Origin of the sequence: Streptomyces sp. NBC_01433, assembly GCF_026340105.1 — a bacterium.
Lineage (GTDB): Bacteria > Actinomycetota > Actinomycetes > Streptomycetales > Streptomycetaceae > Streptomyces.
Window position 1 is genome coordinate 831,500 of the sequence record NZ_JAPEPM010000001.1, and the last position, 21,012, is coordinate 852,511.

18 protein-coding genes and 2 tRNA genes are annotated in these 21,012 nt (G+C 70.3%); 8 read left to right on the plus strand and 12 right to left on the minus strand.

Translation table 11 applies throughout. From position 1 onward, the window contains the following. The first annotated feature begins 63 nt into the window (after positions 1–63). The 4 genes from OG413_RS03585 (at position 64) to OG413_RS03600 (ending at position 3,570) form a co-directional block, all read left to right on the plus strand. On the plus strand, positions 64–483 hold the full coding sequence (locus OG413_RS03585; RefSeq protein ID WP_266802954.1) for a Fur family transcriptional regulator: 420 nt from the start codon (positions 64–66) through the stop codon (positions 481–483). A gap of 221 nt (positions 484–704) precedes the next feature. Further along, positions 705–1,529 carry an ABC transporter ATP-binding protein gene (locus tag OG413_RS03590; protein WP_266802955.1) on the plus strand — a complete coding sequence of 275 codons (825 nt, stop codon included), beginning with the start codon at positions 705–707 and terminating at the stop codon, positions 1,527–1,529. After that, on the plus strand, positions 1,526–2,398 hold the full coding sequence (locus OG413_RS03595) for an ABC transporter permease (protein ID WP_266802956.1): 873 nt from the start codon (positions 1,526–1,528) through the stop codon (positions 2,396–2,398). The genes OG413_RS03590 and OG413_RS03595 overlap by 4 nt, the downstream gene beginning before the upstream one ends. A 35-nt stretch (positions 2,399–2,433) precedes the next feature. Further along, positions 2,434–3,570 carry an ABC transporter substrate-binding protein gene (locus tag OG413_RS03600; protein ID WP_266802957.1) on the plus strand — a complete coding sequence of 379 codons (1,137 nt, stop codon included), beginning with the start codon at positions 2,434–2,436 and terminating at the stop codon, positions 3,568–3,570. Positions 3,571–3,648: 78 nt separating this feature from the next. Here OG413_RS03600 and OG413_RS03605 read toward each other — a convergent pair. The 4 genes from OG413_RS03605 to OG413_RS03620 form a co-directional block, all read right to left on the minus strand. Further along, positions 3,649–3,722 (minus strand) — tRNA-Met (locus tag OG413_RS03605). Between the two features lie 91 nt (positions 3,723–3,813). After that, a complete protein-coding gene (locus tag OG413_RS03610) occupies positions 3,814–5,919 on the minus strand; it encodes a tetratricopeptide repeat protein (protein WP_266802958.1) in 2,106 nt (701 codons plus the stop codon). A 221-nt stretch (positions 5,920–6,140) separates the two neighbouring features. After that, positions 6,141–6,214: transfer RNA gene (locus OG413_RS03615), tRNA-Met, on the minus strand. Between the two features lie 42 nt (positions 6,215–6,256). Beyond that, positions 6,257–9,265: a UPF0182 family protein gene (locus tag OG413_RS03620; protein ID WP_266809869.1), complete on the minus strand. Its 3,009-nt coding sequence runs from the start codon at positions 9,263–9,265 to the stop codon at positions 6,257–6,259. A 136-nt stretch (positions 9,266–9,401) separates the two neighbouring features. Here OG413_RS03620 and OG413_RS03625 point away from each other — a divergent pair, with 136 nt between their 5' ends. Then, positions 9,402–9,962: a PPA1309 family protein gene (locus OG413_RS03625; protein ID WP_266802959.1), complete on the plus strand. Its 561-nt coding sequence runs from the start codon at positions 9,402–9,404 to the stop codon at positions 9,960–9,962. Between the two features lie 120 nt (positions 9,963–10,082). Here OG413_RS03625 and OG413_RS03630 read toward each other — a convergent pair whose 3' ends face one another. The 4 genes from OG413_RS03630 to OG413_RS03645 all read right to left on the minus strand — a co-directional run bounded on the left by OG413_RS03630 (position 10,083) and on the right by OG413_RS03645 (position 13,312). Further along, entirely contained in the window at positions 10,083–11,189 is a 1,107-nt protein-coding gene (locus tag OG413_RS03630; protein ID WP_266802960.1) for a PDZ domain-containing protein, read from the minus strand. A gap of 98 nt (positions 11,190–11,287) precedes the next feature. After that, positions 11,288–11,458, minus strand: coding sequence for a hypothetical protein (locus tag OG413_RS03635; protein ID WP_266802961.1), 171 nt, complete (start codon positions 11,456–11,458; stop codon positions 11,288–11,290). Positions 11,459–11,586: 128 nt separating this feature from the next. After that, positions 11,587–12,048 carry a molybdenum cofactor biosynthesis protein MoaE gene (locus OG413_RS03640; protein ID WP_266802962.1) on the minus strand — a complete coding sequence of 154 codons (462 nt, stop codon included), beginning with the start codon at positions 12,046–12,048 and terminating at the stop codon, positions 11,587–11,589. A 121-nt stretch (positions 12,049–12,169) separates the two neighbouring features. Continuing rightward, on the minus strand, positions 12,170–13,312 hold the full coding sequence (locus OG413_RS03645) for an SDR family oxidoreductase (protein WP_266802963.1): 1,143 nt from the start codon (positions 13,310–13,312) through the stop codon (positions 12,170–12,172). Positions 13,313–13,502: 190 nt separating this feature from the next. Here OG413_RS03645 and OG413_RS03650 point away from each other — a divergent pair, with 190 nt between their 5' ends. After that, positions 13,503–14,978, plus strand: coding sequence for a zinc-dependent metalloprotease (locus tag OG413_RS03650; protein ID WP_266802964.1), 1,476 nt, complete (start codon positions 13,503–13,505; stop codon positions 14,976–14,978). Beyond that, entirely contained in the window at positions 14,975–15,529 is a 555-nt protein-coding gene (locus OG413_RS03655) for an NUDIX hydrolase (protein WP_266802965.1), read from the plus strand. Before OG413_RS03650 ends, OG413_RS03655 begins: the two co-directional genes overlap by 4 nt. A 173-nt stretch (positions 15,530–15,702) precedes the next feature. Here the strand turns inward: OG413_RS03655 and OG413_RS03660 are convergent, their stop codons facing one another. From OG413_RS03660 to OG413_RS03675, 4 genes are all read right to left on the minus strand, one after another. Continuing rightward, complete coding sequence (locus OG413_RS03660) at positions 15,703–16,458, minus strand: AIM24 family protein (protein WP_266802966.1); 756 nt, start codon at positions 16,456–16,458, stop codon at positions 15,703–15,705. A 19-nt stretch (positions 16,459–16,477) separates the two neighbouring features. Continuing rightward, complete coding sequence (locus OG413_RS03665; RefSeq protein ID WP_266802967.1) at positions 16,478–17,158, minus strand: AIM24 family protein; 681 nt, start codon at positions 17,156–17,158, stop codon at positions 16,478–16,480. 11 nt (positions 17,159–17,169) lie between these two features. Next, on the minus strand, positions 17,170–18,813 hold the full coding sequence (locus OG413_RS03670; protein WP_266802968.1) for a TerD family protein: 1,644 nt from the start codon (positions 18,811–18,813) through the stop codon (positions 17,170–17,172). Positions 18,814–18,966: 153 nt separating this feature from the next. Next, complete coding sequence (locus tag OG413_RS03675; RefSeq protein WP_266802969.1) at positions 18,967–19,590, minus strand: M48 family metallopeptidase; 624 nt, start codon at positions 19,588–19,590, stop codon at positions 18,967–18,969. Positions 19,591–19,864: 274 nt separating this feature from the next. On the opposite strand from OG413_RS03675, the gene OG413_RS03680 reads away from it, so the two are divergent. Beyond that, positions 19,865–21,010: a ThiF family adenylyltransferase gene (locus OG413_RS03680; RefSeq protein ID WP_266802970.1), complete on the plus strand. Its 1,146-nt coding sequence runs from the start codon at positions 19,865–19,867 to the stop codon at positions 21,008–21,010. Positions 21,011–21,012 lie beyond the last annotated feature (2 nt).

Here is a 21,012-nt window from a genome sequence, read left to right on the forward strand (position 1 = left end):
CAAGCGAACATCCAAAGTCACATCTATTCGGAACACGGTCCCCTCACTGTTAGGCTGAATCCCATGAGTGACCTGCTGGAACGACTCCGAGGACGCGGCTGGCGCATGACGGCGCAGCGGCGTGTCGTGGCCGAGGTCCTCGACGGGGACCATGTCCACCTGACGGCGGACGAGGTGCACGCGAGGGCCGTCGACCGGCTTCCCGAGATCTCCCGGGCCACCGTGTACAACACCCTGGGCGAGATGGTGTCCCTGGGTGAGGTCCTGGAGGTCTCCACCGACCGCCGGGCCAAGCGCTACGACCCGAACGCCCACCGCCCCCACCACCACCTGGTCTGCGCGCGGTGCGGCACCATCCGCGACGTCCACCCCTCGGGCAACCCGCTCGCGGACCTGTCGGCCGACGAGCGGTTCGGCTTCACGGTCTCCGGCGTCGAGGTGACGTACCGCGGCATCTGCCCGAACTGTGCCGGTACGGCCTGACCCCTCGGCCGCACAGACCCATCGACGAAGCCCCGGCGCGACGCGTGCCGGGGCTTTCGCGTACCCCCTTCCCGAATCTGACGGGTCGTCATATCGTCGGCGGTGATCGCCCCCGCCAGTGACACCTGTGACGCCCCACGGCACCCGTGACTCCCCTGCCGCTCTTGTCACCTGCGTCACACGCGGTGGATCCGCACCTCGATGGACACGAGGAGAGACCCGTGGGAGCTGCGCACCCGACCCCACCTCCGCCCGGAACACCCGCCCCCGCCCCCGTACCGCCCAAGCTCCGTGCCCGTGGACTGGCCCGCTCCTTCGGGCGCGGCGCCCACGCGCTGCCCGCCCTCGGCCCGGTGGACATCGAGATCGCACCGGGCGAGTTCACCTGTCTCGTCGGCCCGTCCGGCTGCGGCAAATCCACACTGCTGCGGATAGCCGCCGGACTGCTGCGCCCCAGCGCGGGCGAGCTGGAGATCCGCACGGCATCGCCCCGGCCGGCCGCGATGATCTTCCAGGACTACGGGATCTACGACTGGAAGAACGTCCTCGCCAACGTTCGCTTCGGCCTCGACATCCAGCGCGTCCCCCGCAGGGAGGCCGACGCCAGGGCCCGGGACTGGCTGGCCAGAATGGGACTGTCCGAGTTCGCCGACGCCTACCCGGCGGCGCTCTCGGGCGGGATGCGGCAGCGGGTGGCGATCGCGCGGGCACTCGCCGTGGAACCCGAGATGCTGCTGATGGACGAGCCCTTCGCCGCGCTCGACGCCCAGTTGCGCACGATCCTCCAGGACGAGCTGCTGGACCTCACCCAGACCACCCGTACCACCGTGCTCTTCATCACCCACAGCCTCGAAGAGGCCATCCTGCTCGGCGACCGGGTGCTGGTGATGTCCGCCCGGCCGGGCCGGATCATCGCCGAGCACCGCCCGCCCTTCGACCGTCCACGCACCGCGGACATCCGGGCGACCACCGAATTCACCGCGCTGAAGGCCGAGTTGTGGGACGTACTGCGCGGCGAGGTACGCAGGGAGGCGGTCCCGGCATGAGCGCTTCCGTGAAGACCGCGCCGCGCACCCGCGACGACGTCCTCGTCCGCCGCCCCGGACCGCGCGAGCTGCGCCCCGGCCGCACCCACCGCAGGCGCCGCACCCTGGAGGTGGCGCTCGCCGTCGCCGTACCGCTGGTGCTCGTCCTGCTGTGGCAACTGGCCGCCGCGCGGTCCTGGATCGACGCGCGGGTGTATCCGGCGCCCTCCACCATCGCCGCCGACGGCTGGGACCGGGCCGCCGACGGGGAGCTGTGGCCCGACGTGTGGGCCACCCTCAAGCGGGTCCTCGGCGGCTACGCGATCGGCACGGCCGCCGGATACGCGCTCGGGCTGCTGATGGGCTCGCTCGCTCTCGTACGGGCGGCGCTGGAACCGTTGCTGGACGCGCTCTACGTCGTACCGAAGCTGGCGCTCCTGCCGGTCTTCCTCAATATGTTCGGCCTCGGTGAAGGTCCGCAGATCGCGCTGGTCGCCGCCACCGTCTTCTTCTTCGTCTGGATCTCCACCATGGCGGCCGTCCTCGCCGTCCCGGCCGGTCACCGCGACGCCGGGCGGGTCTTCGGCGCCTCGCCCTGGCAGATGTTCCGGCATGTGCTGCTGCCCGCCTCGCTGCCCGCCGTCCTGGTCGGCGCGCGGATCGCGGCAGGCGTCGCGGTGCTGGTCATCGTCGCGTCCGAGCAGATCGCGGCGGCCGACGGGCTCGGCCATCTGATCTTCGACTCCCGGGCGCTCTTCCAGAACGACGTGATGTTCGTCGGGATCGTCTGCGTGGCCGTGCTCGGGGTCGTCTTCTCCGAGCTGGTACGGATCGCCGGGCGGCTGCTCACCCCCTGGGCGCCACGCGACCGCGGCCGCGGGCAGTCGTGAACCGCCGCCCTCTCCCCCTCTCGTACGGAGGCACTGTGCGTATCCCGTCCACCTGCACCGCCGTACTCCTGGCGGCGTCCCTGCTCACGGCGACCGCCTGCGCCGGGGGCGGCACCGCGGGCGACGACGCCCCCCGGGCGCCCCGCACCGTCAAGCCCGTCGCGGGCTGCGGCCCGGCCGCCTGGAGTGACCCGGCCGACCGCGCGCCCGACCGTGAACCGGCGCGCTGCGACAAGGGCGCGCCCGCCCCGCAGCCGCTGAAGAAGAAGCGGACGATCACCGTGGCCACCGGGACACTGAGCGCGGAGTACGTCGCGCCGCTCCAGGTCGCGGTCACCCAGGGCGAGTTCGCGAAGGAGGGCCTGGACGTCCGGCTGAAGGTACTGCCGACACCGGACGCCCTGCCGTTGCTGGCCCGTGGCGATGTGGACGCCCAGTGGGCGGCTCCCGAGGCAGCCGTGATGAACGGCATCAACGGCGGCTTCGCCATCAAGTGGGTGGCCGGGAACTTCTCCCCCGCCGCCACCTCCCGCAGCGGCCTGTGGGTACGGCTCAAGGACGGCGAGAGCGCCGACCGGGTCGACATGGCGGGGCGGCGGCTCGGCACCATGATCGGCAAGGGCTCGGTGATCATGTACCCGATGGCCACCTCCCTGAAGAAGCACGGCGGCGGTCTGGACAGGATCGCCTTCCAGCAGCTCGGATCCGCTGATGTGCTGACCGCCCTGCGCAACGGCGGCGTGGATTCCGCCTGGCTGCTCGACCCGGTCTGGCGCAAGGTCGACGGCGACGGCAAGTACGCGTTCCTGGGCGGTCAGCCGCTCGGTGAACCACTGGGCGGCCTGCTCTTCGGGCCGACCCTGCTGAACAAGGACCCGGACGCGGGCGTCGCGTTCCTGCGGGCCTACATCAGGACCGTGAACACCTACTTCGCCGGGGACTACAAGGCCGACCCCGCCTTCGTCTCCACCCTCGCGAAGCTGATGAGGACCGGCGAGCCGGTGCTGCGGTCGACGCCCTCGATGCGGATGGACTGGGAGATCCGCGAGGGCACGACGGACCGGCTGCAGCGGGCGTACCGGGACGCGGGGGTGCTGGACGGCGCTCCGGTGCCGGAGGAGAAGGCCGTGGACCGTGCGCTGTACGGGGAGGCCGTCGGCCACCAGGACTGAGCGGGCCCTGTGCCGGCGCCCGCTTCCGCACACGACAGAGGCCCGGATCCTTGAAAGGATCCGGGCCTCTGCCTTCAGTAGCGGGGACAGGATTTGAACCTGCGACCTCTGGGTTATGAGCCCAGCGAGCTACCGAGCTGCTCCACCCCGCGTCGATGAATGCAACACTACGTCACCCCGCCGACCAGCGCAAATTCACTCGACCGCCGCACCGAGGGCACGGCGAGAACGGGGAGGGCGGTGCTACGCGGTGAGCTCCTGGTGCAGCGCCTCGCGCAGCCGGGCCGCCCGCTCGGCGACCTCCGCCGGGCCCAGCTCGACGGCACGGGCGCACCAGCGCTGCCCCTCGGCGAGCTCGCCCCGGCGGGCGGCGAGCAGGGCCAGGCGCAGTGCGGCACGGCCATGACCGGCGTTCGCGGCACGGCTCCACCACAGGGCGGCCTCGCGCTCGCTGCCCTCACGGGCGAGCAGCAGTCCGAGGTTGAACGCGCCGTTGCGGCTGCCCGCCTCGGCGGCCTCCCGGTACCAGTGCGCGGCGCTGTCCACGTCACCGCGGGCGGCGGCGAGCATCCCGACCCGGACCTGTGCACGGCGGTGGCCCTGCTGGGCGGCCCGCTCGTACCACTCCTCGCACTCGGTCTTCTCCGGCATCGGCTCGCCGAGCGCCGGGGGGCCGGGCGGCGGCTGCCGCGAGTCCAGGACCCCGGCCAGCCGGAAGGCGGCCTCGGCACTGCCACCGCCCGCGGCGCAGCGCAGGTGGCGCTCGGCCTCCTGCTCCTCGCCCTCGCGCAGCAGAGCCATGCCGACCTGGAGCGCGGCGTCGATGTGCCCGGCCGCGGCGGCCCGCTGGTACCAGCCCAGTGCCGTGCGGTCCTCGTCCCGTCCGGCGTGCAGGATGCCGAGGTTGAAGGCGGCGTCCACGCTGCCCGCCTCGGCCGCCTTGGAGAACCAGGGCTCGGCCCCGGTGTGGTCCCCGGCCTGGAGCAGCAGCACGGCCAGGGCGTTGGCGGCCTCACGGTGTCCGGCGTAGGCGGCGCGGCGGTACCACTGCTCGGCCTGCGGCGTGCGGTCCTGGGCCGCGCAGAGCAGCCCGAGGTTGTACGCGCCGTTGACGTCGCCCGCGTCCATAGCGGCCCGGTACCAGCGCTCGGCGGTCTGCTGCTCACCGCGGGCGGCATGCAGCGCGCCCAGGGCGTTGGCGGCGTTGCCGTCGCCGTCCTGGGCGGCGCGCAGCCACCACACGGCCGCGCTCTCCTCGTCGCCCGCGTCGCGCAGCAGGAAACCGAGGGCGCAGGCGGCGCGCGGCTCGCCGTCCTTGGCGGAGGTGAGGTACCAGCGACCGGCCTCCTTGAGCTCGCCGCGCTGTTCCAGGATCGCGCCGAGGTGCAGGGCCGCGCGCCGGTGACCGCGCGCGGCGGCCTGCCGGTACCACTGCTCGGCCTCGCCCACGCGTCCGGCGGCCGGACCCGCCACGGGGCCGTCGCCCGCACGGCGGCCCGGAGCACCGGGCGACGTGGGAACGCGGCCCGCGAGCGTGTCGGAGCCGGAGGCCGCGAGAGCGCGCCGCGCCGCGCCGGGTCCCGATCCCCGGCCGAGGCCGAAGGCGTCGTGCGGGTCCTCGACTGCGTTCCGCTCCAGGGTGCGGGCGAGGCGGTACGCGGCCTCCCGGTGCCCCTGCTCGGCGGCGGCGCGCAGCCAGCGCTCCGCGCCGACGTCGCTGCGGTGCTCCAGGAGGTCGGCCAGGGCGTAGGCGCCCAGCGCGTGCCCCTGCTCGGCGGACTGGCGCAGCCAGTACTCGGCGCCGGGCTCGTCGCCGCGCTCACGGAAGTGGCGGCCGAGCGCGTGCGCGGCGGCCGCGGAGCCGGCGACGGCGGCGACGCGCCACCATCCGGCGGCCTCGTCGGGGTAGCCGCGCTGGTGGAGGAGGACGCCCAGATTGTTGGCGGCGGCCCGGTCGCCCTCGGCGGTGGCCGCACGCAGATAGGTCTCGGCGCTGTCCAGGTCTCCGCGGCGCAGCAGCAGTGCGCCCAGCACGCTCATCGACGCCGTGTCCCCGGCGTCGGCGGCACGGCGGTGGCGCGCCTCGCTCTCGGCGCTGTCCGCCGCGTCCATCGCGTCCGTGGTGCCGACGTTGTCCACGGCGTCACCGGCTGCACCGGCTGCTTCGAAGGTGCCCGCGGCACGGGCGGTGCTTTCGGTGCTTCCGATATTCGTCCTGCCCACAGCTCCGGCCGACCCGGTCACGGCAGCAGCAAATGCCGCATCTGCTGCCTTCTCGGTCCCATAGCCGCGACGCTGCACAAACCGCCCTGTCTCCAACAGAGTTGCCCTGTCCCCCATAAATACCATCGTCGCACCACCCGCAACCCGCGTACACCTGGAATATCGCGGCCAGTTAGGTCACTTCAGCGTTTTGTCGACATGCCCACAGGGAGACAAGTCAAACACGTCCAAGTCCAACTCGTGCCCAGCGAACCGCACTTCACGCCCACCACACGAGAAAGTCTGATGCGGGATCTGATGACATGACGAAGGCCCGGATCCCATGGATCCGGGCCTTCGTTTTTCAGTAGCGGGGACAGGATTTGAACCTGCGACCTCTGGGTTATGAGCCCAGCGAGCTACCGAGCTGCTCCACCCCGCGTCGTTGTGTTCAAACAGTACCACGACGCGGGGTGGGTCTTTCTCAGCTGCCCTGGTCGCTGACCTGGTCGATGCCCTTCGCATCGGCCTTGTCGGCCTGGTCGCCCGCCTTGTCGGCGTCGCTGCCCGGCTTGTCCGAACCGGACGCGGGCTTGTCCGAACCGGACGCGGGCTTGTCGGCCTGACTGCCGGCCTTGGGCTGGGCCGCCGCCGCCCGCTGGAGGGCTTCCTCCAGGGCCGCCTGAGCCTTGCCGTAGGCGGTCCAGTCCTGTTCCTTCAGGGCCGTCTCGCCCTCGGTGTACGCCTTCTGGGCATCCGCGATGGCCTGCTTCAGAGCGGCGCTCCCGGTGACCGGGGGCTTGGTGGTGTCACCCGGTGGCTGGGTGGGTTCGGTCGGCGGAGTCGTCGTATCACCCTCGACCCCGAAGACCGCGTTGAGCGCCTCCCCGAGACTGTTCTCGAAGACGATCTTCGATCCGTACGAGGCGGCAACCTTGCGCAGCAGCGGGTAGTTCTGCGTACCACCGCGCGTGTAGACCGGCTCGATGTAGAGGAAGCCCCCTTCGAGCGGCACGGTGAGCAGATTGCCGTACTCGATGTCGGAGTCGGTGCCCTTGAGGTTTCTCACGAACTCGGCGACGTCGTCGTTGCCGTTGAGCTCACTCTGTACCTGCCCCGGGCCCTTCACCGTGGTGGTGACCCGCAACAGCCTGATGGTGCCGTAGTCCTTGCTGGCCGCGTCCGCGTCCACCGCCATGAACGCCCCCAGGTCGGGGCGTCCCTTCGGAGTGAACGTGGTGGTCAGCGAGAACTTCTGCGCGTCCTGCCCCGGCATCTTCATGCTCAGGTAGTACGGCGGAACGGCTCCCGGCTCCTTGTTGGTCGGGTCGTCCGGCACCTGCCACGCGTCACTGCCGCTGTAGAACTGAGCGGGGTCCTGGACGTGGTAGCGGGTGAGCAGCTCGCGCTGGACCTTGAACAGGTCCTGCGGGTACCGCAGATGGTCCATCAGTTCCTGAGGGATGTCCGCGCGGGACTTCACGGTCCCGGGGAACGCCTTGCGCCAGGTCTTGAGCACCGGGTCCTTGGTGTCCCACTCGTAGAGCTTGACCTTGCCGTCGTACGCGTCGACGGTCGCCTTCACCGAGTTACGGATGTAGTTGACCTGGTTCTGCTGGGCGACGACCGCGCGCTGGTTGGTGGTCAGCGAGTCGGCCGTGGTGTCACCGAGCGTCGTACGCGAGGCGTACGGGTAGCCGTTCGTCGTGGTGTACGCGTCGACGACCCACTGGATGCGTCCGTCGACGACCGCCGGATAGGCGTCACCGTCGATGGTCAGCCACGGGGCGACCGCCTCGACCCGCTCCTTGGGCGTGCGGTTGTACAGGATCCGCGAGCCCTCGCCGATCGCTCCCGAGTACAGGATCTGCGGCTCGCTGAAGGAGACCGCGTAGGCGGCGCGGTTGAACGCGCTGGAGAGACTGACCCCGCTGTTGCCCTTGTAGCTGGTGGTCTTCTCGCCGTCCTCCTCGTAGTCGAGCTCCTTCTGGGGCCCGCCGACGATGGAGTACTGCTCGGTCTTCTCGCCGTAGTAGATCCGCTGCTCGTACTTGCCCAGATCGCCGCTGGCGGGCAGACCCGACTCGGTGAAGTCCGGGGAGCCCGCCGGGTTCGTACCCGTGGTGGTGCCCCGGGCCGCGATGGCGCCGTAGCCGTGGGTGTACGTGAAGTGGTCGTTGATCCAGTTCCGCTTGGGCAGGCCCTGGAGGTTGAGCTCGCGCAGGCCGATGACGGTGTCCTGCTCCTTGCCGTCCTTGCCCTTGTAGCGGTCGACGTCCAGGGTCTTGGGGAACTGGTAGTAGTTCCTCTTCTGCTGGAGCTGCTGGAAGGCCGGGGAGACGACGTTGGGGTCCATCACCCGGTAACTGGCCGCCGCGTCCGCGCTCGCGCGCAGCTTGGTGTCGTCGGTCGTGGTGGCCTTGCCCGCGTAGTCGTCGACCTGGGCGTCATCGATGTCGTACGCGTCCCGCGTCGCATCGATGTTCTTCCGGATGAACGGTGCTTCCTTGGCCTGCTCGTTCGGCTGGACCTGGAACTTCTGCACGATCGCCGGGTAGAGCCCGCCGATCAGGATCGCCGAGAGCACCATCAGGCCGAAGCCGATCACCGGCAGCTGCCAGGTGCGCCGCCACAGCGTCGCGAAGAACAGCACGGCGCAGATCGCGGCGATGCAGAACAGGATGGTCTTCGCCGGAAGGTAGGCGTTCGCGTCGACGTACCGCAGGCCCGTCCAGTTGTCCGTGGCCTTGAAGTCACTGGACTTCACGGCCAGGCCGTACCGGTCGAGCCAGTAGGCCACGGCCTTCAGGGAGACGAAGATGCCGAGCAGCACCGAGAGATGGCCGGTGGCCGCACCCGTCGCCCGCGCGCCGGGGCTGGTGATCCGCAGCCCGCCGTACAGGTAGTGGGTCAGCGCGGCGGCGATCAGCGCGAGCACCGTCGCCGCGAAGCCGAAGCCCAGCAGGAAGCGGTACCACGGCAGGTCGAAGGCGTAGAAGGACACGTCCAGCTTGAACTGGGGGTCCTTCTGCCCGAACGACACGCCGTTGACGTACATCAGCCACGTACGCCACTGGCCGGAAGCGGAGGCTCCGGCGATCAGTCCGACGAGCGCGGTGATCGCGAGCAGTACCCACTTCTTGTAGGGGGCGACGCTCATGCGATAGCGGTCCAGGCTCTGCTGCTCCAGCGACATCGCGCTCAGTGGCGGCCGGAGCCGGTGCGCGAGCCAGATGTTCACGCCGATGGCGAGGGCCATCAGCAGTCCGAACACGAGGAACAGCCCGATCTTGGTCCACAGGGTGGTGGTGAAGACGGACGAATACGCCACCGACCGGTACCAGAGCCAGTCCGTCCAGAACCCGGCGAACATGACGAACGCCATGGCGAGAACCGCCAGAACGCCCAGTGTCATGAGCAGGGTACGGACACGCCGGGACGGGCGGCCCACTCTGATCCGTGGCCCGGTCGGGCCTCCGCCGCGGTCCGGCATCTGGAAAGCCAACGTGCGCACCTCGAAGTCATCGGTCGTGTGAAGCGGGCCCCGCGATCGTAGAGCCCACCTAAGCAACTTACTGAGGCTTTACCTAGTTCCCGTTCCCGGGGCGGAAGGAGGCAGGATATTCACCATGCCCAACGTTTCCCCCTCAGGCCCTCCGATGGCCGCGAGCCCCCTCACCGTCGCCGTCCTCGAAATCGACACCTACGCCTCCACCCTCGGCTGGGACCAGCCGGCCCGGCTGTTCGCCCTTGTCGACACCGCCCGGCTGCGGGTCCAGGAGCCCGGTCTCGCCGCCCAGCTCGGTCTTGACGACACCGGTTCGACGACCGCTTCCCTCACCCCCATCGAGCAGGAGGAGCTCCCCGCCGGCACGGCGCTGGACGACTTCCTCGGCACGATCGCCTGGCCCGACTCCGTGGTCGGGTGCGCCATGACGGTGGAGCGGCTGATGCTTCCGCCGTCCGCCGAGGCATCCGTACCGGAAGGACTCAGTGACAAGCAGCTGACCAAGTGGGTCGCCAAGCACCCGGACCGGCAGGAGGTGCGGATGACCGTGGCCGTACTGCGGGACGGGGCGCGGGACTCGGCCGTACGGCTGCGCGAGAAGGACTCCCCCACCGAGGTCCTGACCGGCGCGGGGCTGGTCCCGGGGCTGGCCGAGGCGCTGGCGGCGACCTTCGAGTCCTGATCCCCCGGATCCGGGACTCACGAGTCCCGGATCTCCGGCGGGGACTCACAGGTCCAGGCCTTCCGGTCCGGGACCCACGGGTTCCGGACCGGCTCCGTTCAGGGGTGGGGCGGGCGGCCGTCAGCCTGCCGAGCAGCTCGGCAGCGCGTCCGTCTTCCCCGCCCGGATCTTCTCCAGCGACTTCTTGGCGTCGTCGAGGGTCTTCACCCGGACCAGCGTGAGCCCGCTCGGGGTGTCGGACGCCGCGGCGGCGCAGTTGTCGTCCGGGGTGAGGAAGTAGCGCGCACCCGCGTTGCGTGCGCCGACCAGCTTCATGTTGATGCCACCGATCGGGCCGACCGTGCCCTTGTCGTCGATGGTTCCGGTGCCGGCGATGAACTTGCCGCCCGTCAGATTGTCGGGTGTCAGCTTGTCGATGATGCCCAGCGAGAACATGAGACCGGCGCTCGGGCCGCCCACGTCGGCGAGCTTGATGTCGATCTCGAACGGGAACGTGTGGTCCGTTCCGGCCCTGATGCCGACGATCGCGCGGTTCTCCTTCGGGGCCTCCGGCGTGGGGGGCGCCTTCTCCGTCGTGACGGTGACCTTCTCGCTGCCCTCGGGGGCGCGGCCCGCCTTCTCGGCGGCGGCGGCCTCCTTGGCCGGGATGACGGTGAACGTGACGTCCTGGCCGGGCTCGTGCTTGGTGACGAGCTTGGCGACGTCGTCGGGCTCCTTGACCACGGTGCCGTCGACGGCCTTGATCACATCGCCCGCGTGCAGCCTGCCCTGGGCCGGGCTGTCCTTGACCACGGTGGAGACGACCACCCGCGAGGACACCGGGATGCCCAGCTCCTCCAGCGCGGCGACCTTCGCGCTCTCCTGGGACTGGCTGAACTCCTCGGCGTTCTCCTGGGTCGACTGCTCTTCGGTCTTGCCGTCGGGGTACAGGGTGTCGTGCGGCACGACCACGCTGTCGTGGGCCAGCCAGCCGTAGACGGCCTCGACGATGTTCATGTTGTAGTCCGCGCCCGTGACGCGCACCGTCGTCATGTTGAGGTGCCCCGACGTCGGGTACGTCTTGCGACCGGCGATGTGCAGTACGGGCTCGCCACGTGCGTCACCGAGCGTGTTCACGGTCGGCCCGGGAGACATCTCCGAGTACGGCACTTTGATCAGCACGCCGGCGCAGAGCAGCGCGATGAGGATGAGGGTGGAGGCGAGCATCGTCGCGGTGCGGCGTGGCATGGAACGACAGTACGGGAAGGGCCTGTCAGTGCACCGCGTGGGCCGGTCCGTACGGGGCTGGGGGCGCGGCGGCGGAAGATGTCACGCGGCGAGCGGCCTCAGAGGACGTCGGAACCGGAGTGCGATTTCTCCATCGCATCACGGAATCTGGCATACCCGGCGAGTTCGGAGACGTCGCCGGTCGTACGGTTACGCGCGGCCCAGCTTCCCCATATCGCGGCGCCGACAGCAGCGAAAAGTGGAATCAGCAGCCAAGCGAGTGCCGCCATGACGGCCTCCTTACCCCATGAGCGACCGCAAGTAACCGATCAGCAGATTAACGATCCGGAAGTCCAACGCTTACGGCAGGGGTGCGGTTACGCAAATCGGGGCTGATCCCACCCGGTCCGGTTTGCGCTCAGCAGGCACCCACCCACTCCTCCGTACCGTCCGAGAACCGCTGGTGCTTCCAGATCGGAACCTCGTGCTTGAGGTCGTCGATCAGCTTGCGGCAGGCGTCGAAGGCTTCCGCGCGGTGCGGGCAGGAGACGGCGACGACCACCGCCAGATCGCCCACCGCCAGTTCACCCACCCGGTGGACCGCGGCCAGCGCGCGCACCGGGAAGTCGGCGACGACCTTCTCCGCCACCCGGCGCAGCTCGTCCTGGGCCGACGGATGGCAGGAGTAGCCGAGCGCGCCGACGTCCTGACCGCTGTCGTGATTACGCACCGTGCCGACGAAGAGCGCGATGCCGCCCGCGGCGTCGTCCCCGACGGCGCGGAAGATCTCGTCGACGGACAGCGGGGTGTCCCGGATCGCCAGCAGCCGGATGGGGTCCTGGGCGGCCTGCTCGCCGGGGTGGTCGTGGGTGCGTGCCATGGCCCCCATGGTGCCGCACGGCACCGACCTCGCGGAATTGCGCGTTCGACCGGTGGGCAGCCGGTCGCGTTGGAGCCTCCTACAGGCGCCCGTGGATCGTCCCCGAAGGGGACGACGACGATCAGATGCGACGGCGGGCCTTGCGGGCGCGGCGGACCAGGGCTGCCGTACCGAGCAGGGCGACCGTCGCACCGGCGGCACCCGCGGCGGTGGCGTCCTTGCGGCCCAGTCGGCGTCCGGCGAGCGTGTGACGCCCTTCCACCTCTTCGAGGAGGGCTCCCAGGACCTCCTCGTTGGTCCACTTCGGGCGCCACCCGACATCGTGCAGCCGGCTCACGCTGACCACCCAGGGATGCATGGTGTACGCCAGGTCACCGGCCGGGGAGGGGGTGAGGCCGATCCGGTGCAGGCGGGCGGCGGCCCCGAGAGCGACGGCGGACGGCAGCTCCATCCGGCGTACGCCGCTGAGCTCCTCGACCTCCTCCTGCTCCAGCCATCCGTCGCAGCCGACCGCGAACTCGCCGTCGATCTTCTCCAGGGCGGCGTACTCCAGGGCGCTGACCAGGTCGTCCACATGACAGAACTGCCAGGTGGGACGCGATCCGGCGACAACCAGCAGCCGGGGCGACTCGAAGTAGCGGGTCAGCGCCGTGTCCGTGCCGCCGACCAGGACGGTGGGGCGTACAACGGTGACGTTGAGCCCGGGGTGGGCCCGGGGCGCACGGCGGCCGAGCCGTTCGATCTCCAGCAGATCACCGACGCCGGTGGCCTCCGCCGTGGCGCGCAGTTCGGCGTCCTCGGCGAGCGGGATGTCGTTGTCGGGCAGGGCCCCGTAGACCATCGCCGAGGTGCACAGCACGACCCGGTGGACGCCGACGGCCGCGGCGGCCGTCAGCACGGTCTGGGTGCCGCGCACGTTGTACGCCGTACGGGCGGCGGGGTCGGTCTCCAGATCGAGATCGAGCGCCAGATGGACCACGACGTCCGCGCCGCGCAGTTTCTCGGCGATGGCGGGGTCCCGGACGTCCAGGATGTGCCAGGTCGCCTCGGAGACCTCCCCACGCCGTTCGTCGATGGCGATGACCTGCTTGATCTCGTCGGATGCGGCGAGGTGCGCGGTGAGCAGCTCACCGATACCGGTCGCGGCGCCGGTGACCGCGACGACGGGGCCCCGGCTCTTGGAACGATTTTTTCTGGGCTTGCTTTCGGGCGAGGGGTCGGTCAGGTTTCGCGCTCCGCGAACCTGTGGATCTGGGGAACTCACCGGGCGTCTCCAGCGGTTGTCTTCAGTACGTACCCGAATGACGCGTACGTACCAGGTGGCGTCCATCCTGCCGCAGGCCGGGAGCAGGCGGAGCACTGAGGCCCCGAGCGGGCTTGGTGTCTACGCTGGATGGTGATGTCGGGCAGTCGCCGTCGGTTCGAGCCGGCGGCCCTACGAGCCGAGGAAACCCGTGAGTGACACCCCATTCGGATTCGGCCTTCCGCCGGAGGAGCCTGAGAACGGCGACGAGGGCAAGAAGAAGGACCCCACCGAAGGTGGGCAGGGCGCGGGCGGGCCAGGGAACCCGTTCGGCTTCGGGCCGGGCGCGGGCGGGGACAACCCGTTCGCGGCGATGTTCGGCACGATGAACCCGAACGACCTGGGCGCCGCCTTCCAGCAGCTGGGCCAGATGCTGAGCTACGAGGGCGGTCCCGTGAACTGGGACATGGCCAAGCAGATCGCCCGCCAGACGGTCTCCCAGGGGACCCCTGACGGCACCAAGGACGCGAGCGTCGGGCCTTCGGAGCGCACCGCTGTCGACGAGGCCCTGCGGCTGGCCGACCTCTGGCTGGACGGCGTGACCTCGCTGCCCTCCGGTTCGGTCTCGACCGTGGCGTGGAGCCGCGCGGAGTGGGTCGAGGCGTCCCTTCCCGCGTGGAAGCAGCTGGTCGACCCGGTGGCCGAGCGTGTCGGCCTGGCGATGGGTGATGTGCTGCCCGAGGAGATGCAGGCCATGGCGGGCCCGCTGATCGGCATGATGCGGTCGATGGGCGGCGCCATGTTCGGCCAGCAGATCGGGCAGGCCGTGGGCGTTCTCGCCGGTGAGGTGGTCGGTTCCACGGACATCGGGCTGCCGCTCGGCCCGGCCGGCAAGGCCGCGCTCCTCCCGCTGAACGTGGAACAGTTCGGCAAGGACCTGAGCGTCCCGCAGGACGAGGTGCGGCTGTATCTGGCGCTGCGCGAGGCCGCACACCAGCGGCTCTTCGCCCATGTGCCGTGGCTGCGCTCGCATCTGTTCGGTGCGGTCGAGGCATACGCCCGGGGCATCAAGGTCGACACCAGCAAGCTGGAGGACGTCGTCGGCCAGTTCGACCCCTCGCAGCCGGAGCAGCTTCAGGACGCCCTTCAGCAGGGCATGTTCCAGCCGGAGGACACGCCCGAGCAGAAGGCGTCGCTGGCCCGCCTGGAAACGGCCCTGGCCCTGGTCGAGGGCTGGGTGGACGCCGTGGTCCACGAGGCCGCCAAGTCCCGGCTGACCTCGGCGGACGCGTTGCGCGAGACCCTGCGCAGGCGCCGCGCCTCCGGTGGTCCCGCCGAGCAGACCTTCGCCACCCTCATCGGCCTCCAGCTGCGTCCGCGCCGGCTGCGGGACGCCTCGCGGCTGTGGGCCTCGCTCACGGACGCCCGGGGCCTGGAGGGCCGCGACAGCCTGTGGGAGCACCCCGACATGCTGCCGACCGCCCACGACCTGGACGACCCGGACGGCTTCGTGCACCACGAGCAGCTGGACTTCTCCGAGCTGGACAAGATGCTCGGCGAGGCCGCGAAGGGGTCGCACAAGCCGGCCGCCGAACCGGCGGACGAGCGGAAGAGCGAGGACACCGACGGCAAGGACGAGCCGAAGGCCGACGGCGGCAACGGTGGCAAGGGCGACAGCGACCAGTGAACCTGCACGACGACGCCGTTCTCGTACTGAAAAGCTTCGACGGGGGCGGGGACGGGGACGGGGACCGGGCAGAGCTGCGTCAGGTGTATCTGGACCATCTGGCGCGGCATCCGGACGGCATGTGGAAGGCGTGCGGTGCCGGTCACGTGACGGCCAGCGCCCTGGTGGTCGATCCGGAGCGTGGCCGCGTCCTGCTGACGCTGCACAAGAAGCTCCGGATGTGGCTCCAGATGGGCGGCCACTGCGAACCGCAGGACGCCACGCTGAGCGCCGCGGCGCTCCGTGAGGCGACGGAGGAGTCCGGCATCACCGGACTCACCCTGCTCCCGGGCGGGCCGGTGCGCCTGGACCGGCACCCGATCCCTTCGCCGTGCCACTGGCATCTCGATGTGCAGTACGCCGCCCTGGCTCCGGTCGGCGCGACGGAGCGGATCAGCGAGGAATCGCTGGACCTGCGCTGGTTCGCCTACGGCGAGGTGGCGGCCGTGGCCGACGAGTCGGTCGTTCGGCTGCTGGAGCGGACACGCGTCGCGCTGGGGCAGAGCCGGTAGCTGTCCGGCCGTACGCACCGGCCGCGCGGGCGAGGGGTCCGGCCGTACGCACCGGCCGGACCGGGTGAGCTGTCCGGCCGGAGTGGACACGCGTAACCGAAGTGGACACGCGTAAGGGGCGACCCCTGATAGGCCGCCCCTTACCGCTGCCCGGCTGTCGCGGACTGTGCCGGTCAGTTCCAGGCGTTGTTCTGGTTCTGGCCGTGCGAGCCCTGCTGGCCCACGCCGAACTGGGCGCGTGCGCCCTGGCCGATCTGGGCGTTCTGCGGGGGCATGACCTCACTCGGCTGGACCAGGGCGTACCCCTGGCCGAGGAAGCTGAGCTCCCAGCCCTCCCCCGTGTTGCCCCGGCGCCGGAAAACACTCGTGGAGTGCGTCTGGGCCTGCATCTGCACGCGCAGCGAGCTGGACCAGGCGACGATCGCGTCGGCGTCGACGCTGACGTACTTCTCCGGGGTGACCTGCATCATCAGCGGCTGTCCGGAGGTCATGAGGGCGACCTTGCCGGAGCCGGAGATATTGAGCTGGTACTTGCCGGAGCCTGAGATTCCGTACTGGCTGTCCACCGCGATGACCTCGGTGTGCAGCGAGGAGTCGAGCGCGAGGACATAGGCGCTGTCCACCGTCATGCCCTCGCGGTCGACATCCACGACGTGGATGTACTGGGCGAGGTTGGCGAGGTAGACGGTGCCCTGGCCGGAGCAGCGCATCAGGTCGAGGCCCTCACCGGTGTTCGCGCGGGCGCGGCGCTGTCCCTGCGACTGGTACTCACCGTCGAAATCCATCAGCCCCTGGTAGGCGACCATGGCGCCCTTGCGGGCGAGGACGTCGTCGTGGCCGGTCAGCGCGACCCGCAGGAGCTGCGGGTTCTGGATCGCGTACCGGTCCTGGGTCTGCTGCTCGATGTGGCTGAAAAGCGGACTCTGCATGATGTTGTCTCCCTCCCGCTCAGTTCTGGATCCGCAGCCGGTCGGTACTGTCCTCGCTCGGCTGGACGACGACGATGCCCTGCCCCGAGAAGGCCATCTGGTACGCCTCTCCGCTGCCCCGCCCGATCAGCGAGGCGGCCTTGAAGCTGCGCTTGCCCTTCACCTTCAGGTTCGGGGACCACGCGACCAGCGCGTCCGGGTCGACGTACGTCTCGTCCTCGCCGCGTCCGCAGTCGACGACGATCGGGGTGCCCCGGGAGGTGATGGCGACCCATCCGGTTCCCTGAATGACGACGTTCCACAGCCCCTGACCTGCGAACTTGGCGAGACCCTTGACCTTCTCGACACCCCAGGTGAGGTGGGCGTCGAAGGCGAGGAGGTTGGTGCCGTTGACCGAGAGGGAGTCGTTGTCGAGGTTGATGACGACCACATCTGCGCCGTAGTCGGCGAGGTAGAGCAGTCCGTCGCCGGAGCACTTCATGACGGGTGTGCCCTCGCCGGTGACCCACTGGGAGGCGGCCTGCCGGACGGCCGGCGGGTTGGGCTCGTACTGGATGAAGCCCTCGTAGGCCACCATCGAGCCGGTACGCGCGTAGAGGTCCTGCCCGGAGGCCATGGCGACCTTGAGCATGGTCTTGCCGTGGTTCTCCATGCGGGCCGTGACGGGGGTCGGGGCGTAGCCCGCGAGTTGCTGATTCATGACGGGCTCCCTCAGACCTCGTAGGGCTGGACGACGATGAAGTTGCCGGGGGCTCCCCGGAACTGGAGGTTCACGGTCTCTCCGCTGTGTCCTGGGTACGCGTTGCGGCGCAGCCGGACCTGGCTGGAGATGATCACCTGGGACGCGGACGACCAGGCCACGACGGCGTTGCAGTCGGCGAAGGTGGTCGGGGTGACCGGCAGGACGACCGGTGTTCCGTGCGTCTTGACGATCACTGTGCCGGTGCCCTGGAACTGCATGGTGAACAGGGCGCCACCGGGAATGCCGTGGCCCTCGATCCGGCGGACTTCGTACTGCAGCGACTCGTCGAAGGCGAGGACGCTCTCCGCGGAGACGCAGATGCCGTCGCCCTGAAGCTCGATGGGGTGCAGGTGCGACCCCTCCTCCGCGAGGAAGACCTGGCCCTTGCCCGTACAGCGCATCAGCTGCATTTCCTGGCCGGTGGCGTTACCGACCACACGGCCCGCGAAACCCGCGCTCTTGTAGCCGAAGTCGACCTTGCCCTGATACATCACCATGCTGCCCTGCCGGGCGAGCACACCGCCGCCGCCCATGGTCAGGTCGACCCGCATCAACTGCTGGTTCTGCGGGGTCCAGCGCTGCCCGGTGGCCGTCTCCTTGTAGGGCTGGAGAGCCGCCTGCAGACCGGCACCGCCCTGCGGGATGCCTTGCGGCACCCCGGGCGGCATTCCGCCGGGAGGCTGCTGGCCGAACGGCGCCTGGCCCGGCTGCCCGAAGGAGGCGGGCGCCTGCTGACCGTACGGCGCCTGAGCCGGCTGTCCGTACGGGGCGGGCGCCGGCTGTCCATAGGGAGCCGCGGGCGGTGCGCCCTGGCCCGGAACCTGCCCGAACTGCGGCGGCGGGGGCGGCTGCCCCGGCTGCCCGTACGGGGACGGCGCCTGCGGTGCCAGCGGCGCCGCTATGGTCGGCGCGGTGTGCATCGGCTGCTGCGGCGCGGGGGCGGGTGCGGGCGGGGCGCCGAAGGACGGTGCGGGCTGCGGCACCTGCGGGGCGGGCGGAGCTCCGAAGGCCGGTGGGGCGGTGACCTGGGCGGGCGGGGCGAACGACGGCGCCGCGGCCTGCGGCTGCGGGGCGGCCGGTTCCTCCTCGGCGACCTCGCCTCCGAAGTTCTTCAGCAGCGCGTCGAGACCGCCGTCGAAGCCCTGGCCGACCGCGGCGAACCGCCAGACGTCCTTGAGATAGAAGTCGCCCAGCATGACCGCGCGCTCGGTGGTGAACTCCGACCCGTTGAAGGCGTATCTGACGACTTCCTCGCCGCCCGCGACGATCCGGATATATCCGGGGCCGACCTGCGACATCTGTCCGGCACCGTCGAGAGCCGCGGTGAAGGACAGCCTGTGGATGTTCGCCGGAATGCGGTCGAGAGTGACGCGGAACGACTCGGTGTCACCGGACTGGGCACCGAGCAGCTGAATGGACTCCTCGGGCGATTTCGGCTGATTGAAGAAGATGAAATACCGGTCGTCCGAAAGCTGTTCATTGGCGTCGAGGCCGAAGCAGCTGATGTCGAAGGTCAATCCGGGGGCAGCGATCTGCACACCTACGTACAGATCCGTCCCTGGTGTGAGATCACTGATCTTGGCCTTGTGGCCGCGTTGGAATTCCCTGGCCATGCGTAACGACCGTCCCCCATCCCGAAGGTGAATACGTCGCGTCAGGCTAACCGCAAACCACGACAATGAGCCAAGTCGGTACACACCCGGTACAGAGTCACCGAACGTCACCTGTCGCGTGCGGCGGCCGTCACTCCTCGCGTACGCCGACTCTCATTCCTCGCGTGCGGCGGGCAGGTGCGGCAGCTGATCGGCCGCCACCACTCCTTCGAGATAGCCACGGGCCCGTTCGGTACGCGGATACGTTTCCAGGAGGCGCCAGAACCGCGGGCCGTGCCCGGGAACCAGCAGGTGGGCCAGCTCATGGACGAGTACGTAGTCGACCACGTACTCCGGCATTCCCTGCAGCCGGTGCGAGAGCCGGATGCTGCCCTCGGCCGGGGTGCAGGACCCCCACCGGGTGTTCTGGTTGGTCACCCAGCGCACCGACACGGGCCTGGCCCGACCGTCGAAATACTGGGCGGACAGCCGCTCGGCGCGCGCCGCCAGCTCGCTGTCCCCGAAGACGCGCTTGCTCTCCTGGGCCGCGAGCTTGTCGAGCATCACGCCCACCCAGCGCTGCTCCTCCGCCTCCGACATCCGGGCGGGGATCAGCACGATCGTGCGGCCGCCCTCCCGGTACGCGGAAACCGTTCTTCTGCGGCGGGTGCTCCTGCGTACCTCGACCGCGCTCGTCGCCGAGGCGCGGGGCTGGGCGGCGGCCGCGCTGCGCTGAGGGGTTCCGGCGCTGCGCGCGGAGGTCTCCCCGGCAAATCCGGGTGACGGGTCGGCGGGCACGCCCCGACGTTACCCGCTGTCAGTGGGGGAAGTCCCGCCTCCGGGTCGGTTCGGCGCTGATCCACTCCTCGGCATGCACCATTTGAACGACTAATGCCCCATGCCTGTGGACAACTTTCCGCACACTTCGCCGTCGGCCTGCATTCTGACAACGGATCTACGGAACCGCGGAACAACGGATCACCGCACTGTGGATCCGTGGATCTGTCGATCTTGCGAAGCGGCCGGGCGCCGCTCGTGCGCGGAGTTCGTGAAACCGACCGGGGGAGAAGTCATGCATCCGATGTTGAAGCCCGCGCTGCGCCGGGCATGGCGTGGCCGGAGCACCGTGCAATTCGGTGTGACTCCCGCGCATGCGGTGACGCTGGGTCCGCTGGATATCGCCACCGCCAGTTTTCTGGAACTGCTCGACGGCACGCGCGGGCTGCCGCTGCTTCGCGAGGAGGCTCGCGCGCTGGACCTGTCGGACCGTCACGTGGACACGCTCGTGAAGAGGCTGGCCGCGGCGGGGCTGCTCGACGATCCGCGCGCGGGTGGACCGGGGGCCGACGCGCTGCGTCACCGTGCCGAAGCCATGGAGCGGCAGCGCCCGGACGTGGCCTCACTCTCCGTGGTCCATCCGGAGCCGGGCAGTGGCCTTCGGCGGCTTGCGGCCCGGCGGGCCATGCGGGTCCAGGTGAGGGGTGCGGGCCGGGTCGGTGCCGCCATCGCCGCGGTGCTGTCCGGCTCGGGGGTGGGCCGGGTCGACGTTCTGGACGGCGGGCACACCGAACCGTGGGACATCGCGCCCGGGGGTCTTCCGGCGGCGGCCGTCGGGGAGCGGCGGGACAGCGCCGCTCGCCAGTTGGTCCGCCGGTCGGCGGTCGGCGGGTCCCCTCGCGCGGCGGAGACGGACCGTCCCTCGGGGAGCGGCGAGCCCGGACTGTCCCTGATCGTCGTCGCCCCTCGGGACGGCCTCGCGGTGTACGCACCCGACCCGGCGGTGGCCGGGCCCTGGATCGCTTCGGGCACTCCTCATCTCTACGCGGGGGTGATCGAGGCCACCGGAGTGGTCGGCCCGCTCGTGCTGCCCGGGGGAACGGGATGCGCCGGATGTCTGGCACTGCGGCGTGCGGACCAGGACGACCAGTGGCCGAGGATGCTGATGCAGTGGCGGTCCGGACGTCGCGGCACGGTACCGGCCTGTGACCTGGGGCTGGCCACTGCGGTGGCGGGTCTGGCGGCGGCGCACGCCCTGTCCTTCCTCGACGGTGAGCTGCCGGGGAGCACGGGTGCCCGGTGGGAAGCCGCGCTGCCGCTGTTGGACTGGCGCTCGGAACGGATCGGACCGCACCTCGACTGTTCCTGTGGTGCGACTGGGCAGACTGAGGGGGAACTCACTTCCGAGGCCGGATCGGCTCACGACACAATGGCCGGGTGACC